14 protein-coding genes and 1 pseudogene (1 of these 15 running past the window's edge) are annotated in these 17056 nt (G+C 66.7%); 11 read left to right on the top strand and 4 right to left on the bottom strand.

All coding sequences use genetic code 11. From position 1 onward, the window contains the following. Nucleotides 1–3: 3 nt before the first annotated feature. The 4 genes and pseudogenes from hslV to dprA form a co-directional block, all read right to left on the bottom strand. Nucleotides 4–549, bottom strand: coding sequence for an ATP-dependent protease subunit HslV (hslV, locus tag SX243_06475; protein MDY7092600.1), 546 nt, complete (start codon nt 547–549; stop codon nt 4–6). A 283-nt stretch (nt 550–832) separates the two neighbouring features. Further along, a complete protein-coding gene (gene xerC / locus SX243_06470; GenBank protein MDY7092599.1) occupies nt 833–1765 on the bottom strand; it encodes a tyrosine recombinase XerC in 933 nt (310 codons plus the stop codon). A 132-nt stretch (nt 1766–1897) separates the two neighbouring features. Further along, nucleotides 1898–3208 (bottom strand): annotated as a pseudogene (gene trmFO, locus SX243_06465) (methylenetetrahydrofolate--tRNA-(uracil(54)-C(5))-methyltransferase (FADH(2)-oxidizing) TrmFO). 25 nt (nt 3209–3233) lie between these two features. After that, nucleotides 3234–4388: a DNA-processing protein DprA gene (dprA, locus tag SX243_06460; GenBank protein MDY7092598.1), complete on the bottom strand. Its 1155-nt coding sequence runs from the start codon at nt 4386–4388 to the stop codon at nt 3234–3236. Between the two features lie 292 nt (nt 4389–4680). Between dprA and SX243_06455 the strand changes: the two genes are divergently transcribed. From SX243_06455 to purM, 11 genes are all read left to right on the top strand, one after another. Beyond that, nucleotides 4681–5136 (top strand): tetratricopeptide repeat protein, encoded by a 456-nt coding sequence (locus tag SX243_06455; protein MDY7092597.1) that lies wholly within the window; start codon nt 4681–4683, stop codon nt 5134–5136. A 70-nt stretch (nt 5137–5206) separates the two neighbouring features. Further along, a complete protein-coding gene (locus SX243_06450) occupies nt 5207–5905 on the top strand; it encodes a hypothetical protein (GenBank protein ID MDY7092596.1) in 699 nt (232 codons plus the stop codon). A 78-nt stretch (nt 5906–5983) separates the two neighbouring features. Next, nucleotides 5984–8881 carry a collagenase gene (locus SX243_06445; GenBank protein ID MDY7092595.1) on the top strand — a complete coding sequence of 966 codons (2898 nt, stop codon included), beginning with the start codon at nt 5984–5986 and terminating at the stop codon, nt 8879–8881. Between the two features lie 124 nt (nt 8882–9005). Next, nucleotides 9006–9770, top strand: a complete 765-nt coding sequence (locus SX243_06440) for a 3',5'-cyclic-nucleotide phosphodiesterase (GenBank protein ID MDY7092594.1) — start codon at nt 9006–9008, stop codon at nt 9768–9770. Nucleotides 9771–9812: 42 nt separating this feature from the next. After that, entirely contained in the window at nt 9813–10580 is a 768-nt protein-coding gene (locus SX243_06435) for an MBL fold metallo-hydrolase (protein MDY7092593.1), read from the top strand. Beyond that, nucleotides 10577–10846 (top strand): phosphoribosylformylglycinamidine synthase subunit PurS, encoded by a 270-nt coding sequence (gene purS, locus SX243_06430; GenBank protein ID MDY7092592.1) that lies wholly within the window; start codon nt 10577–10579, stop codon nt 10844–10846. Before SX243_06435 ends, purS begins: the two co-directional genes overlap by 4 nt. Next, nucleotides 10843–11556, top strand: a complete 714-nt coding sequence (gene purQ / locus SX243_06425; GenBank protein ID MDY7092591.1) for a phosphoribosylformylglycinamidine synthase subunit PurQ — start codon at nt 10843–10845, stop codon at nt 11554–11556. The genes purS and purQ overlap by 4 nt, the downstream gene beginning before the upstream one ends. Next, nucleotides 11556–13835, top strand: a complete 2280-nt coding sequence (purL, locus tag SX243_06420) for a phosphoribosylformylglycinamidine synthase subunit PurL (protein MDY7092590.1) — start codon at nt 11556–11558, stop codon at nt 13833–13835. Before purQ ends, purL begins: the two co-directional genes overlap by 1 nt. 125 nt (nt 13836–13960) lie before the next feature. Beyond that, the gene (purF, locus tag SX243_06415; GenBank protein ID MDY7092589.1) at nt 13961–15355 is read left to right on the top strand and encodes an amidophosphoribosyltransferase; all 1395 of its coding nucleotides are present in this window, start codon (nt 13961–13963) and stop codon (nt 15353–15355) included. A gap of 158 nt (nt 15356–15513) precedes the next feature. Next, nucleotides 15514–16368, top strand: a complete 855-nt coding sequence (locus SX243_06410) for an MBL fold metallo-hydrolase (GenBank protein MDY7092588.1) — start codon at nt 15514–15516, stop codon at nt 16366–16368. 61 nt (nt 16369–16429) lie between these two features. Continuing rightward, nucleotides 16430–17056 carry the 5' portion of a phosphoribosylformylglycinamidine cyclo-ligase gene (purM, locus tag SX243_06405; protein MDY7092587.1) on the top strand. Its footprint extends 456 nt past the window's final position, so the window shows 627 of its 1083 coding nt (coding positions 1–627); it begins with the start codon at nt 16430–16432; the stop codon falls past the right edge of the window.

Here is a 17056-nt window from a genome sequence, read left to right as displayed (position 1 = left end):
ACGCTAGAGCTCCTCGAGGGTGAGGCGGTGGTTGCTGTAGATGCAGATGTCGCCGGCGATCTTCATCGCCGCCTCGCAGATCTCCCGGGCGCTGAGCTCGGTGTGCTCGATGAGGGCGCGGGCGGCGGCGAGGGCGAAGTTGCCGCCGGAGCCGATGGCCATCAGGCCGTCGTCGTCGGGCTGCATGAGGTCGCCGTTGCCGGAGAGATAGAAGGTGTGGCGCTTGTTGGCCACCAGCATGGCGGCCTGGAGCTGGCGCAGGGCGCGGTCGGTGCGCCAATCCTTGGCCAGCTCCACCACCGCCCGCTCCAGGTTGCTTTGGAATTCTTCGAGCTTGGATTCGAAGCGGGTGATGAGAGCCAATCCGTCGGCGGCGCCACCGGCGAAGCCGACCAAGACCTGGCCTTTGCCCACGCGCTTGACCTTGCCGGCGGTGGACTTGATGACCGTATCTCCGAGGGTCACCTGACCGTCGCTGGCGATGCAAACGCTGTCGTTGCGGCGGACGAGGAGAACGGTTGTCGAGCGAGTTCGAGTTTCATTCGTCATGAAGGACGGATTGTAGCAGGGCCGGGGGTTCGGGTGGAGCCTGTCGCCGTCACCGAGCTTTCTGCTCCTGGGCCGTGTCCTGGTCGGTGGTCGCTCGGGCCTCGGCGCTGCTGGCCGCCGGAGGGGACCGAGTCTCGGCGGCGCGCGAAAAACTCGCTGGTGCTCAGACAGTTTCGCGCGTTTCTCCGCCGTGACTCGTGCCTCCGGCGGGCGCCTCGGAGTCCTCGCTCTTCACCGATCAGGACACTGCAGGTTCGCCGAACGACCGGGTGCCGAGGGGCGCCTAATCTTCCTCAGTGCTGCGGGCTCGGGGGTGGCTTTGGTGGTAGACGTTGAGCAGGCGGTCGAGCTCCAGGTGGGTGTAGCGCTGGGTGGTGGAGAGGGAGCTGTGGCCCAGCAGCTCCTGAATGGTGCGCAGGTCGGCGCCGCCCTCCAGCAGGTGGGTGGCGAAGGAATGGCGCAGGGCGTGGGGATGGGCGCCGCTGGCGAGGGCTGCCTTCTCCACCGCTTGATCGAGGCGGCGGCGCACCGAACGGGCGCTCAGCCGGCCGCCGCGGTGGTGCAGGAAGAGAGGCTGCGATTCCTCCAGCAGGGCTCCCTCCTGGCGTGCGCGCACTTCCTCCCAGTGGTCTAGCCACTGGTCCAGGGCCTCGGCGGCGCGGCGGCCGAAGGGCACGATGCGCTCTTTCTTCCCCTTGCCCAAAACGCGGAGGGTGCGTTCCGGTAGGTCCAGGTCGTTCCAGTCCAGGCCCACGAGCTCCGAGACGCGCAGCCCGGTGGCGTAGAGCAGCTCTAACAGCGCGCGATCGCGGCGGGCCAGGGGATCCTCGCCGTCCACCGCCTCGAGGAGGGTTTCGACCTCCGCCGGCCGCAGGGTGCGGGGGAGCTTCTTGGGCAGCTTGGGTCCTCGAACGCTGCGCGCCGGGCTGTGCTCCACCAGGCCTTCCCGGTGGGCGTGGCGGAAGAGCGAGCGCACCGCCGAAAGGGCGCGGCTTTGGGTCGCTGCGGTGACCTTGCGCCGGCCCAGGGAGGCGAGGAAGGCGCGCACGGCGGCGGCTTCTACCTCCTGGGGCTCGACGCCCTCTCGGCCCAGGTAGTCGCGCTCCAGGAAGTCGACGAATTCTTCCAGGTCGTGGCCGTAGGCGCGCAGGGTGTGCTCGGAGAGCCCCCGGGCATCCCGCAGGTGGTCGAGGAAGTCGTGGATGAGGTTCCGCATCGAGGGGCCGGCTTCCGGCGGGGCTCAGCTGACCGGTTCGGTGGCTTGTTCCTGCTTGCTCTTGCGCTTCTCGTACATCTGATCCACCGGCGGCTCCGGTGGCCTCTCGACCTCGACTCCGTGATCTTCAGCCCACCGCAGCAACGCTTCGTGGGCACGCCGGGCGTAGGCGGCCCGCCGCTGCTTTTTGGGGATGCGGCGGCCGAGGTCCTCGAATAGACCGTAGTTGATGTTGGCGGGCTGAAAGTTCTTCGCCGGGCTCTCCACCAGGTGACGGTTCATCGCTCCCAAGGCGGTGGTGGTGGGGAAGGGCTTGGGCTTGATGCCCTGGCGCTCCAGGCTGAGGTAGAGGGCGATGGCCATGCCGGAGGCGGCGGATTCCAGGTAGCCCTCGACGCCGGTGATCTGCCCCGCCAGCCGCAGCGACGGGCGGTTTTTGACCCGGTAGAAGGAGTCCAGGTGAGTGGGGGCGTTGATGAAGGTGTTGCGGTGGATCTGCCCCAGGCGCACAAAGTGGGCCTCTTCGAGACCGGGGATCATGCGCAGTACCCGCTTCTGGTCGCCCCACTTCATGCGCGACTGAAAGCCCACCAGGTTGTAGTGGCTGCGGGCCAGGTTCTCCTGCCGCAGCTGCACCACCGCCCAGGGCTTGCTGCCGTCCGGCGGCGTCAGGCCCACCGGCTTCATCGGGCCGAAGCGCAGGGTGTCGATGCCCCGCTGGGCCATGGCCTCGATGGGCAAGCAGCCCTCGAAGAGGAATTTCTTCTCGAAGCCGTGGGGCTCCACCTGATCCGCTTCCAGCAGTGCCTGGTAGAAGCTCAGATACTGCTCCCGGTCCATGGGCGCGTTGAGGTAGTCGTCGCCGTCCCCCTTGCCCCAGCGGGAGGCGCGGAAGAGCCGGTCCATATTCAGGCTTTCCGCCTCGACGATGGGGGCGATGGCGTCGTAGAAGTAGAGGTATTCCTCGCCCAGGACCTGCTGGAGCTCGGCGGCGAGAGCGTCGGAGGTCAGCGGCCCGGTGGCGAGAACCGTCGGGCCTTCCGGCAAGCGCTCCATCTCCTGCCGGCGGATCTCGATCAGAGGATGCGCCTCCAGAGCGGCGGTGACTTCCTCCGCGAAGCGATCCCGATCCACCGCCAGAGCGCTGCCGGCGGGCACCGCCGCCCGCCGGGCGCTGCCGATGATCAACGAGCCAAAGGCCTCGATCTCGCGCTTGAGGAGCCCCGCGGCGTGCAGGGGATCATCGCTGCGCAGGGAGTTGGAGCACACCAGCTCGGCGAAGAGCCCGGTCTTGTGGGCCGGCGTCGAACGCTCCGGCCGCATCTCGTAGAGCACCACCGGAATCCCGCGCCGGGCGAGCTGGTAGGCACACTCGGACCCGGCCAGGCCGGCGCCGATGATGGTGATGGGTTGGGGCTGGGGGTCGGTGGTTCCGTCGCTCATCGGGGAAGTATATCGAGTTGGCTCGTCAATCCACCCTCCCGTAGACCGGCCCCGGCAACCTGCGCAGCCAGCCTTGGAGCTCGAGGTCGAGGAGGGCGCCGAGGACTTCGTCCATGGCGCTGTCGGTGAGCAGGCAGAGATCGTCGGGGCTGCGGCGGGTGCCGGTGGGGAGATGTTGGAGGAGCTTGCCGGCCAGACCCTTGGGCGGCTGGCGGTGGTCTTCGGTCGCAGGCTGAGGCGGCAAGAGCTGGGGCGCAGTGGTCTGAGCGCCTGCCGGTGACGGAGCGGTGACAGACGAAGCGGGCGTGGACAGGCCGAGGGCATCGAGGATGTCTCGCGGGTGTTGGACCAGCAGGGCGCCGTCGCGGATCAGGCCGTTGGTGCCCAGGGCCTTCTCTTCGAAGATGGGGCCGGGGATCGCCCACACGTCTCGGCCCAGCTCCAGAGCGTGATGAGCGGTGATCAGGGAGCCCGACCGCCGGGCGGCCTGCACCACCAGCGTGCCCCGGGCCAGGGCGGCGATGATGCGGTTGCGGATGGGGAAGGTCCAGCGCCGCGGCAGCCAGCCCAAGGGCATCTCGCTGACGCGGGCGCCGGCGGTGACGATCTGCTCTCCCAGCTCCTTGTGCTGGCGCGGATAGGCGACGTCCAGGCCGCAGCCCAACACCGCTACCGTCGTGCCGCCGGCGGCATTGAGGGCGCCGCGGTGGGCGGCGGCGTCGACCCCCAGGGCGAAGCCGGAGACCACCGTCAGTCCTGCTTGGGCGAGGCTACGGCCGAAGAACGCCGCCGCTTCCAACCCATACTCGGTGGCCTTGCGCGAGCCCACCAGCGCCACCGCCGGAGCCGCCGGGAGCTCTCCCTGCACGTAGAGCGCCGCCGGCGGCAGGTGCAGGTCGAGGAGCGGCGCCGGGTAGTCGTCGTCGACGCGGGTCACCAGGCGGGCGCCGATGGTCTTCGCCGCGGTCTCCTCCCGCCGGCAGATCGCTTCGGCCCGGGGCAGGACGGCGAGGGCCCGGCGGGCCTGCTTCTCGGGCACCGCCAGGCGGCGGGAGACGGTTTCGGCGGTGACGCCGGGGGTGATCCAGGCTTCGAGCTCCTGGGCTAGCCGGCAGATCACCGCCCGGTGCAGATCGGGGCTGGCGTTGAGGGCGATGAGCAAAGCTCGCGATGTTTTCATGATCTTCCTCGCTGCGGTCGATAATCGTCCCCGCTACGCCGGTGTGGGCACGGCCACGCGGTGCTCGGGGCTTTGGTCCTGAGGACGCAAAGCGAGGGCGCCGTCGCTCACCGAAGGAATCTGCGCCGGCGGTCAGACTGGTGGGGGGAACGGGAATAGGCCAGGGGGACGAGCGGTTTAGCTCATATATACTGTGCGGACTTTGACGGATTTGAGAGCGACTGAACCGGACACCCCCGAGACTCAACGAAACAGAGGCCCCCGAGGTCTGCTGTTCGAGGTTGGAGCGTTGATGCGACCATTCCCCGGTACGTACATCGTCGGATTGCTCATCTTCCTGGCCGCGGTGAGCGGCTGCGGATCGACCCAAGCCGGTTCGAGCTCGGGCACCGACAACGCGGAAGCGCAGCTCAAGTTTGGCGTCCAGATGGCGCGCCAGGAGCTGTGGAGCGAGGCTTTGTTCCGCTTCCGCCGAGCGGCTCAGCTGGATCCCCGCAATCCGCGGGTTTTCAACAACCTGGCGGTGGCCTCGGAGGCCACGGGCAGCTTCGAGCAGGCTCTGGAGTATTACCGCGAAGCGCTCAAGCTCGACCCCAACAACCGCACCCTGCGCGGCAACTACTCTCGCTTCGTCGAGTTCTACCGCAGCTTCAAGCCCGAGGAGGAGAACCCCGAGGGGGCGAGCGCCGAGACCGAGCAGGGGCAGGGCGAGCAGGGCGAGGGTTCGCAGTCGACGAGTCGCCGATGAGCTGCGCGCCCATGCCGTTCTCCATTCTTCCCTCGCCCACTTGCATCGCTGGTGTCACGGAGGTGATCCCATGACCCGTTTCTTCCGCTGCCTCGCCGTCGCCTTGCTGATGGTGATGGCTCTGCCCTTGGCGGCCGCCGATTCCGTCGAGGTCCGTCTCAAGCTGCCACAGAAGGCTCGCCTCGATCTCACCGGCAAGAGCAGCGTCACCATCGCTCCCTTCCTGGTGGTCAGTCGCGAGGGGGATCGCAGTGCCCGCGGCCGCAGCATCGACGTCCAGCGGGAGTTCGAGCGCTATCTGACCAAGGTGATGCGTCGGGAAACCGACCTCAAGCTCATCGAGGCCGGTCCTCTCGACTATCCGACCTACGACATCGCCCAGCTGGCCCGCGAACAGGACTTCTGGAGCGTCGTCGGGCAGCGCACCCAGGCGGACCTCATCGTCGCCGGCAGTCTCGACTTCGACATTCAGGACCGCACCGGCTACCGCACCGAGCCCTACGTCTCGCCGTTCAACGGTCAGACCTACTACCGCCAGGTGCTGGTGGAGCAGACCGGTTTCGAGTACGACATCCTGATGCAGGTCTACGACGGCGATTCCGGCAAGCTGCTCTACACGGACAACTTCAAGGACTTCCAGAGCTATGAGGGTGAGGAGGCGGACCCCCTGCAGGGGATGTTCGAGAATCTCTACTCGCTGGAAGACCGGATCCTCAACCTCTTCACCCAGAAAGAAGTCGAAGCCAGCCGCACGCTGTTCACGAAATAGATCCTCATTCAAGAACTTCGAGGCGTTCATCAACGGGCCTGGGCGAGCCGCCGAGGCCTCGGCGCACGGGAGGTCTCCTTGGCTCGTTCACTGCTCTGCACTCTCCGCACCGCTCTGATCCTCGCGATTGTGGCGCTCCTACTCCCCGTGGCCCCGGCCCAGGGGCAATACCGGGACGTCTTCGGCAAGAACAAGGTCCAGTACCGCGACTTCAACTGGCAGATCTACCACTCGCCGCACTTCGACGTGTACTACTACACGGACTCCGAAGAATTGTTGGAGAAGGTGGTCTCCTACGCCGAGAGCGCCTACGACGAGCTCTCTCAGAAGTTCGACTTCCAGATTCAGGAGCCGACGCCCCTGATCTTCTACGAAACCCACTCCGCCTTCGAGCAGAACAACATCATCCTCAACTTCATCCCGGAGGGCGTGGGCGCCTTCGCCTCGCCGGTGCGCAACCGCATGGTGCTGCCGGTGGACATGCCGGATCCGGAGCTGCTGGGGCTGATCAAGCACGAGCTGACCCATATCTTCCAGTACCAGATGCTCTTCCAGGGCAGCCTGGCCAAGGGCCTGGCGGTGAATCCGCCGCTGTGGTTCATGGAAGGTATGGCCAGCTACATGGCGAAGGACGAGCAGTCCTACGACCGCATGTATCTGCGCGACGCGGTGGTCAACGACTCCATCCCCTCCATCACCCAGAGCGGTGTCGGCGGCTTCTTCGCCTACCGCTTCGGCCATGCCGCCTTCGACTACATCGAGGAGCGCTGGGGCCAGGACGGACTGTTGGATTTCCTCTACGAATTCCGCAACACCATCGGCTCGCGGGCGGATCGGGCGGTGGAGCGGGCGTTCAAGATCGAGCCCGAGGATTTCGACCGGGAATTCCGCCAGTGGCTGCGCAAGAAGTATCTGCCGCAGCTGGTGGAGACCGGTGAGCCGGGGGACTTCGGTCGTCCGTTCCGCATTCGCGACTCCCCCAACGGTCAGGCCATCTCGCCGGTGTCCTCGCCGTCCGGTGATCTGGTGGCGGCCTTCGCCATCTACAAGGGCGATCTCGATGTGGTGCTCTTCGACGCCGAGAAGCGGCGTCTGCTGCGCAACCTCACCAAGGGCTTCGCCAACGACTACCAATACTTCAGCAGCCAGTTCGTCTCGTCGCCGCGCTCCATGGGCCGGGATCTGGCCTTCTCCCCCGACGGCGACCAGCTGGCCCTCTTCGCCAAGCGCGAGAAGGGGCGCAGCCTGATCCTGGTCAACGTGCTCAAGGGCGGTATCGACCGCATCATCGATCTCGATGTTGAGCAGCCCTTGTCTCCCACCTGGAACGCCGATGGCCGGACCATCGCCTTCTCCGGCAACCAGAACGGCAGCTTCGACCTCTTTACCCTCGACCTCCAGACCTTGGAGGTGCGCAACCTCACCAACGACACCAATTTCGAGGGCGCGCCGTCGTTCTCGCCGGACGGTCAGTGGCTGGTCTACAGCGTGGTCATCGACGAATACGCTCAGCTCTTCCGGCTGCGTCTCGACGAACCGTCCCAGCGCTATCGTCTGACCTCCGGGGAGTACAACGACATCGACGCCACCTTCTCCCCCGACGGCCAGCGCATCTACTTCACCTCCGACCGCACCGGCGTGGACAATATTCACAGCCTGAGTCTGGATAGCGGTGAGGTGTTGCAGTACACCGACGTGGTCACCGGCTGCTTCATGCCGACGGTGCTCACCGAGCCCGATGGTGTCGAGCGTCTGGTCTACGCCGGCTATTGGAAGAACGGCTTCGATCTCTACGTCGCCGACATCGACGAGCCTCTCACCGATCCCGAAGTCACGGAGCTGGAGGAAGCGCCGGTGATGCTCGAAGAGCTCCCCGCCTTCGAGCCGGATATCCAGGTGGCCATCGACGACGCCAACGTCGAGGAGTACGGCGGCCTCAACTTCTTCTTGGAGAACGCCGACGCCTTCTTCGGCTTCGACGACGACCAGACCTTCATCGGCCGGGTGATCATCACCATGTCCGACTATCTGGGGGATCGCCGCATCATCGGCATCTTTGACTCCCAGAACTCGTTGGCCAATTTCGACCTGCGCTATCTCAACCTGCGCAACCGCACCCAATGGCAGGTGAGGCTCTTCGATCAGCGGCTCTTCTATACCTTCCAGGACCCCATTCGTGGGGATCTGGACCGCATCGAGGAGGCCTATCAGCTCACCGGTCTCGAGGGTTCGCTGATCCGTCCCTTCAGCTTCAATACCCGGGCGGAGGTCGGCGTGGCCTACCTCTATCGCGAGTTCACCGACCCGGTCTTCGGCGTAGACGATCAGGGCTTCGTCTTCCTCCAAGGGTTCCAGAGCGTCTCCGACGATTTTCCGCAGCTTTCCGCTTCGTTGATCAACGATGCCACCGTCTTCGCCACCTACGGCCCGGTGAGCGGATCGCGCTGGCGGGTGGACGGCTTCTACGCACCGGATCTGGACGAGAGCGGCACCCTCTACGTGGGCGCTACCGTCGACGGCCGGAAGTACATTCCGGTCACCCGGCGAAGCAATCTCGCCATGCGGCTCTACGCCGGCGTCATCGACGGCAACCGGGCGGGCTTCTTCTCCATCGGCGGCCTGGACACCCTGCGGGGCTTCGATTACCGGGCCCTGAGCGGTGATCGGGTGGCCTTCGCCAACATCGAGTACCGCTTCCCCCTCATCGACTACATCGCCACGCCGATCCTGCAATTCCAGGGGATCCGGGGCCGCTTCTTCCTCGACGTCGGTGCCGCGTGGTTCGACGACGGGCCGGACTTCAACTTCTACGACAGCGACAACAGCCGGTTGGAAGACGGCGTGGCCGCCTACGGCTTCGGCTTCAGCGTGCGCTTCTTCGGGCTCAACCTGAATTGGGATCTGTCGAAGCAGTGGAACTTCGAGGACTCCTCCGACGGCTACCGCACCGACTTCTATATCGGAACGCGCTTCTGATCCTCAGCGTCGAAATCGGAACTTCCAAGGCCTCCGCCGGCGTGTGCTGGCGGAGGCTTTATAGCTGAATTGCAATGGAATCCTTGTTCACCATCGTGGACCAGGAGTACAATCCGAGCAGCTCATGAAGATACGCGTGCTGGGCAGCTATGGCGGGGAGAACGCCGGAAGCCGAATGACCTGTTTGCTGATCAACGACCGCGTCGCTCTCGACGCCGGTTCGTTGAGTCAGGCTCTGACTATCGAAGAGCAGGTGGCGGTGCACTCCATCGTTCTCACCCACTCCCACATGGATCACACCAATTCGCTGCCCTTCTTCATCGAGAACGTCTTCGGCAAGACCGACCAGCCGATTCACATCTACGCCAGCGTCGCCACCATTTACGCGATCCGCAAATACCTTTTCAACAACGAGGTATGGCCGGATTTCTCCCGCTTGCCCAATCACCTCCTACCCTCTGTGCAATTCCACGAGATCGAGGCGGACGAGGCGCGGACCATCGGTGATGTGACCTTCACGCCGGTGCCGGTCAATCACGTGGTGCCCACTTTCGGCTATCTCATCGAAGCCGGTGGGTCATCGGTGCTATGGTCGAGCGATACCGGCCCCACGCAGCGGCTGTGGGAGATCGCCAATCAGAGGACCGACCTCAAGGCCATATGTCTGGAAACCAGCTTCGACAACTCGATGCAGGAAGTGGCGGACTTGTCGCTGCACCTGACGCCCCGGTCCATGGCGGAGGAGCTCGCCAAGCTGGAACGCGATGTGCCGGTCTATCTGCACCACATCAAGCCGCCCTGCGCCAGCCAGATCCGGCGCGAGGTCGCGGAGCTGAAGCTCTCCAACGTCCACTTCCTGGAACAGGGCAAAACCTACGATTTCAGCTGATCCCGCCGAACGCCGGTGGGCAGCTAGGAGCACGCTGAGGTCATGCGGGTCGTCGTCCTCGGATCCGGAAGCCGAGGGAACGCGGTGGTGGTGGAGTCCGCCGGCCGCCGGGTGTTGCTCGACGCCGGGTTCTCCTGTCGGGACCTGGAGCGCCGCATGCGCGCCGTCGATCTCGAGCCCTCGACCATCGAGGCGTTGGTACTGACCCACGAGCACGGTGATCATGCCCGTGGCGCCGAGCTCTTCTCCCGCCGCTACAAGGTGCCGGTCTACGCTACCGCCGGCACCCTCGATGGCCTCAAACTCTCCCGTCCCGCCCATACCCTGAGCTCCGGCACCGAGGCGGTCATCGGCGCCTTTCGCCTCGAACCCTTCGCCATCCCCCACGACGCTCGCGAGCCGGTGGGGTTGATGGTGGAGGACGAGGAAGGCCGGCGGCTGGGCCTGGCGGCGGATCTGGGAAGCGCCAGCCGCCTCGCCTGGGGCCGGCTGCGGGATCTGGATCTGCTGATCCTGGAAACCAACCACGACCTGGAGATGCTGCGCAACGGACCCTACCCATGGGTGCTCAAGCAGCGGGTCGCCGGCCGCCATGGCCATCTCTCCAACCGCCAGGCGGCGGACGGCATCCCCGAGCTGGTCAACGACCGGCTGCGCTGGGTGGTGCTCTATCATCTTTCTCAGACCAACAATCTTCCCGCTCTGGCCGCCAACGTCATCGGCGAGGCCCTGGACACCGAAGGCTGCCAGGCCGAGATCGTGGTGGCGGAACAGAGCGGTCCCACTTCCTGGCTGGAGGTATTGCGTTGAAAGCCATCGTCACCGTTTACCCGCGTCGCGAGATCCTGGACCCCCAGGGCAAGGCGATTCACCAAGCGCTGGAGCGCATCGGCTTCGAGGGCGTCGAAGAGGTCCGCGCCGGCAAGAGCTTCGAAATCGATCTCGCCGGCCAGGATCCGGACGCCGCCCGCCAGCAGGTGGAGAGCATGTGCCAAAAGCTGCTGGCCAACCCGGTGGTGGAGGACTACACCGTCGAGCTCCAGCCCGCCGACTCGAAGACGGGAGCGGCCTCATGAAATGCGGCGTCGTCGTCTTTCCCGGCAGCAATTGCGATCACGACGCCTACCACGTTTTCAAGCACGTCCTGGGGCAGGAGACCACGTTCCTCTGGCACCAAAAGGAAGATTTGGACGGCTGTGAGCTGGTGGTCCTCCCCGGCGGTTTTTCCTATGGTGACTACCTGCGCAGCGGGGCCGTCGCCGCCCGCTCGCCGGTAATGGCGGCGGTGCGCCGCCATGCCGAGGCGGGGGGACTGGTGTTGGGGATCTGCAACGGCTTCCAGATGCTGCTGGAGGCCGGCTTGTTGCCGGGGGCGCTGGTACGCAACTCCAGCCTGCGCTTCGTTTGCCGCGAGGTCTACCTGCGGGTGGAGCGGGACGATCTTCCCTTCACCGGCGGCCTGAGCCGCGGCCAGGTGCTGGAGCTCTCGGTGGCCCACGCCGACGGTAATTACCAGGACCGGGACGAGGCGCTGGACGAGCTGGAGGAGCAGGGCCGGGTGGTCTTCCGCTACGTCGACGCCGGCGGCGAGATGACGGCGGAGGCCAACCCCAACGGCTCCGCCCGTGGCATCGCGGGAATCACCAACGCCCGGGGCAACGTGCTGGGCATGATGCCCCACCCGGAGCGCTGTGCCGAGGAAGTGCTGGGTCACAGCGACGGCCTGCCGCTCCTCGCTGGCACGGTGGGAGTGGCCGCGACGGCTCTCGGCCAGGGGGTGGCGTGATGGCCGATTCGAAAGCGGCGTCCCCCAAGACGGTGTCTCCTAAGACGGTGTCCCCGAAGACGTTAGCCTCGGAGCCGGAGGTCTCCGCCGAGCTCGCCGAGGCCCATGGCCTCTCCGGCGAGGAATATCAGCGGCTGCTCCACATCCTCGGCCGCGATCCCAGCTTCACCGAGCTCGGCGTCGCCTCGGCGCTGTGGTCCGAGCATTGTTCCTACAAGAGCTCCAAGGTCTATCTGAAGGAATTCCCCACCGAGGGTCCCTACGTGCTTCAAGGCCCGGGGGAGAACGCCGGCGTGGTGGAAGTGGGCGAGGGCTGGGTGGCGGTGTTCAAGATGGAGAGCCACAATCACCCCAGCTTCATCGAGCCTTACCAGGGCGCCGCCACCGGCGTCGGCGGCATTCTGCGGGACGTTTTCACCATGGGTGCCCGGCCCATCGCCTGCATGGATTCGCTACGTTTCGGCGAGATCGACGCGCCGCGCATGCGCTACCTGGTGGACGGCGTGGTGCGCGGCATCGGCGGCTACGGCAACTGCGTCGGCGTTCCCACGGTGGGCGGCGAGACCGGCTTCCACCGCTGCTACAACGGCAACATTCTGGTCAACGCCTTCGCCCTCGGCGTGGCGCGGCGGGAGGGCATCTTCAGCGCCCGCGCCACCGGTCCGGGCAACCCGGTGCTCTACGTCGGCAGCCGCACCGGCCGCGACGGCATTCACGGCGCCACCATGGCCTCCGAGTCCTTCGATGCCGAGAGCGAGGCCAAGCGGCCGACGGTGCAGGTGGGGGATCCGTTCACCGAGAAGGTGCTCATCGAAGCCTGTCTGGAAGCCATGCGCACCGACGCCATCGTCGCCATCCAGGACATGGGGGCCGCCGGGCTCACCAGCTCCGCCTTCGAGATGGCCGGCAGCGGCGGCGTCGGCATTCGGCTGGATGTGGACCGGGTGCCCCTGCGGGAGGCGGGGCTGACCCCGTACGAGATCATGCTCTCCGAGTCTCAGGAGCGCATGCTCATCGTGGCTCGCCAGGGTCAGGAGGGCGTGCTGGAGGAGATCTACCGGCGTTGGGAGCTGGAAGTGGTGCCCATCGGCGAGCTCACCGACGACGGTCGGGCGGTGATCCGCTTCGGCGGTGAGACGGTGGCGGATATCCCGGTGCGCTCCCTCACCGACGAGGCGCCCATGTACCGGAGGCCGGTGGCGGAGCCGGCGGACCTGGCCCAGCGCCAGGCGCCACCGGAGGTTCCTTCGCCGGAAGATGCCGGGGACGCCCTGGAGCGTCTGCTGGCGACTCCGGAACTGGGCAGCAAGGAGTGGATCTGGCGCCAATACGACCATACGGTGCGCGCCAACACGGTGCTCGGCCCCGGCGGCGACGCGGCGCTCCTGACCCTCAAGGGCACCAGCCTGGGCCTGGCCCTGACCTCCGACGTCAATCCGGTCTACTGCTACCTCGATCCCCGCCGCGGCGGCGCTCAAGCGGTGGCGGAGGCGGTGCGCAACCTGGCCTGCGTCGGCGCCGAGCCCCTGGGTCTCACCGACTGCTTGAACTTCGGCAACCCGGAGCGGCCGGAGATTTCCTGGCAGTTCCGGGAGTGCGTGCGCGGCATGTCCGAAGCCTGCAGCGCCCTCGGCGCGCCGGTGATCTCCGGCAATGTCTCCTTCTACAACGAGAACGAGGACAGCGCCGTCTACCCGACGCCGACGGTGGCGGTGGTGGGCGTGGTCCACGATTTCGACCACCAGAAAGCCTATCGGGGCGCCGTTTCCCACTTCACCGCCGCCGGCGACCGGGTGGTGCTCTTGGGAGAGGACCACGGCGAGTTCGGCGGAGCCGCCTACCTGCGGCTGCTCTACGATCTCGAACAGGGCCGTCCGCCGCGGGTGGACCTGGGGGCGGAGGCGCGGTTGGCGCAGCTGCTGCGCTCCCTCAACGCCCGGCGGTTCCTGCACACCGCCCACGATCTATCCACCGGCGGCTTGGCGGTGGCCCTGGCAGAGGCGACCTTCGGCCGGGGGCTGGGCGCCAAGCTGCGCGTCCCGGTTGGTGGCGCCGGGCTCTTCTCCGAGAGTCAGGCGCGCGCCGTCATCGCGGTGCCTCCGGATCAGCTGGATACGGTGCTGGGAGCGGCCCAGGACGCTGGGGTACCGGCGCTGGAGATCGGTGAGGTGGGTGGTGAGCGCCTGGTCGTGGAGGCGGACGACGGTGGCTTCGACCGCGCTGTGGAGGAGCTCCATCGGATCTGGGCCACGGCCCTGCCGCGAGCTTTGGGGCTCTGAGAAATTGTGAGAGGCTGAGGGCGCCGGGAGCGGTGGGAGTGACGGACAGGACGGTGGTAGAGACTCGGCACGAGTAGCCTGCTAGCTCATCCGCTAGCTCACCTGTTGGCTGAACGGGGAACGACATGTGTGGCATCTTCGGCATCGAAGGTCTCGAGGCGGCGGCCAACCTGACCTATCTGGGGCTCTACGCGCTCCAGCATCGCGGGCAGGAAACCGCCGGCATCGCCTCTTGGGATGGAGCTCAGATGCACCCGGAGCGCGGTCGCGGTCACGTCGCCGACATCTTCGGCGAGCGGGTGCTGGGCCGCCTGCCCGGACGTCGGGCCATCGGCCATACCCGCTATTCCACCGCTGGTAGCGGGGCGCTGTCCAACGCCCAGCCCATCGTGGTGAAGACCGCTATGGGGCCGCTGGCGATCGTGCACAACGGCAACCTGGTCAACGACCACGGCATCCGCCGCCGGCTGGAGGCGGAGGGCTCCATCTTCCAGACCACCAGCGACACCGAGGTCATCCTCCACCTCATGGCGCGCAATCCGCGGGAAGACATCGTCGAGTCCCTGTTGGTCGCCCTGGATCAGGTGCGGGGCGCCTACTCCCTTCTGCTCATGGGGCAGGATTGCCTCATCGCCGCCCGCGATCCCAACGGCTTCCGGCCGCTGGTGCTGGGGGACCTGCAGGGCCATCCGTGCTTCTCCTCCGAGAGCTGCGCATTCGATCTGCTGGAGGCGGAGAAGGTGCGCGAGCTGGAGCCTGGCGAGGTGGTGGTGGCCAGTGGCCGCGGCCTGGAGAGCTTCCGCCTGCCGCGGGCCACCCGCCCCACCCGCTGCGTCTTCGAGCACGTCTACTTCGCCCGCCCGGACAGCGAGGTCTTTGGCGATGCCGTCTCGGAATCGCGGCTGGCCATGGGGGCCCAGCTCGCCCGGGAGGCACCGGCGCCCGCCGACATCGTCATTCCGGTGCCCGACAGCGGGCTCTTCGCCGCCCTCGGCTACAGCCGCGAGTCCGGGCTGCCCATGGAGTTCGGGCTGATCCGCAATCACTACGTCGGCCGCACCTTCATCGAGCCCGAGCAGTCCATCCGCCACTTCGGGGTCAAGATCAAGCTCAATCCGGTGCGCGGTCTCATCGAGGGGCGGCGGGTGGTGCTCATCGACGACTCCATCGTTCGCGGCACCACCTCCCGCAAAATCGTCGGCATGGTGCGCGACGCCGGTGCGACGGAGGTGCACATGCGCATCTCCTGTCCGCCCACCGCTTTTCCCTGCCACTACGGCATCGACACCCCCACCCGCTCCGAGCTCATCGCCTCCAGCAACGATCTCGGCCAGATTCAGGAGCACATCGGTGCCGACAGCCTGGCCTACCTCTCCCTGCCGGGGATGCTCGGCAGCGTCAGCGGCGCGCCGGAGACCTATTGCACCGCCTGCTGGACCGGCGAGTATCGGGTGCCGACGGAGAATCGGGACGCCCGGCAGCGCCAGCTTTTCCCTATCCGCACCGATGATTCCGACTGAAGATCCCGACTGGCAATTTCGACCGGGAGTGCCGACTGGCGATTCCAACTGAGGGAGCCGGCTGGGGCGGGGTAGGGCGTGGCCGGAAGCCGACGGGGAAGCGGCCGGCTTTTCCTCTCCGGGTCCCTCGCCTCGGAGCTCTTCAGACTCTTCACCTCATGCTCTTCGAAACCCACCAGCGCGACGGCCTGGCCTATGCCCGTATGGCGGTGCTCTTCCGCGGGCGTCCGGTACACCAGGTCTACGCCTACTCGGTGGACGGGCTACTCGTCGATACCGGCTACCCCCAGGGCGCGGACCGGCTGCTGGGATGGGCCCGGAAGCAGGATCTGGAGCGCGTGGTGCTGACCCACCACCATGAGGATCACGTCGGCGGGGCCGCGGTGCTGCGGGAGGAGCTGTCCTTGCCCATCCTCGCCTCGTCCTTGGCGATCCCCCGGCTGGCTCGGGCTCCGGCGCTGCCCTTCTACCGCCGGTTGGTGAGCCGCCGGCCGCGCCCGGTGACGGCGCAGCCGCTGTCCGACCTGCTGGAGCACCGGGGGCGCCGCTATCGGATCATCCCGACCCCGGGGCACGCCTTCGACCACGTCTGCCTCTACGACGAAGAGCGCCGCTGGCTCTTCTCCGGCGACCTCTATGTACATCCGAAGGTGACCTACCTGCGCCGCATCGAGGATGTCTGGCAGCATCTCGATTCCCTCCGCCGGGTGCGGGCGCTGGAGCCGGAGCGTCTCTTCTGTGCCCACGCCGGGCCGGTGGACCGGGCCACCCGAGCCTTGGAGCGCAAGATCGAGTTCTGGGAGAATCTGGCCCGTGAAGTGGGGGAGCTCCATCGCCGGGGGCTCTCCAGCCGCCAGATTCGCAAGCGTCTGGTGGGCTCCGAATCGCTCTTCAGCTATCTGAGCCTGGGAGATTTCTCCAAGCTCAACCTGATCCACGATTTACTGCGCGGGTCGCCGGACAGCGCCAGCTCCGAGGAGGCGCCAGCTGGAGCGGGGGAGAGTGTAAGCTAGCAGCCGCCCATCCTGTGGAAGCCCCCACCTCAAAACCCATGATTGCAGCGAGCCAACAACCATGAGCCAAGATTCCTCCCGTGGAGCCTACAGTGCCGCCGGCGTCGACATCGATGCCCAGGATGAAGCGCTGGCGGAGGTCAAACGCCTCGCCCGGGGCACCTTCACTTCCGGTGTGCTCACCGAAATCGGCGGCTTCGGCGGCCTGTTTCGCCCCGACCTGTCGGGGATGGAGGAGCCGGTGATCATCGCCTCTGCCGACGGCGTCGGCACCAAGCTGATGGTGGCCCGCATGGCCCGCTCCTACGCCACCGTCGGTGAGGACCTGGTCAACCACTGCGTCAACGACATCCTGGTGCAGGGCGCTCGGCCTCTCTTCTTCATGGACTACGTGGGGGCCGGCGTGCTCGAGCCCCGGGCGGTGGTGGAGCTGGTGCAGGGAGTCACCGCCGGTTGTCGCACCAACGGCTGCGCTCTGCTCGGCGGCGAGACCGCCGAGATGCCCGGCTTCTACCAGCCCGGCGACTACGAGCTGGTGGGCTTCATCGTCGGCATGGCGGATCGCGCCCGCTTGCTCGACGGCAGCCGGGTTCAGGTGGGGGATGCCCTCCTCGGCCTGCCCTCTTCCGGACTCCACACCAACGGCTACTCCCTGGCGCGCAAGATTCTCTTCGATGACCTCGGGCTC

The organism is Acidobacteriota bacterium (genome assembly GCA_034211275.1).
Lineage (GTDB): Bacteria > Acidobacteriota > Thermoanaerobaculia > Multivoradales > JAHZIX01 > JAGQSE01.
This window is presented reverse-complemented; position numbering and strand designations above follow the sequence as displayed.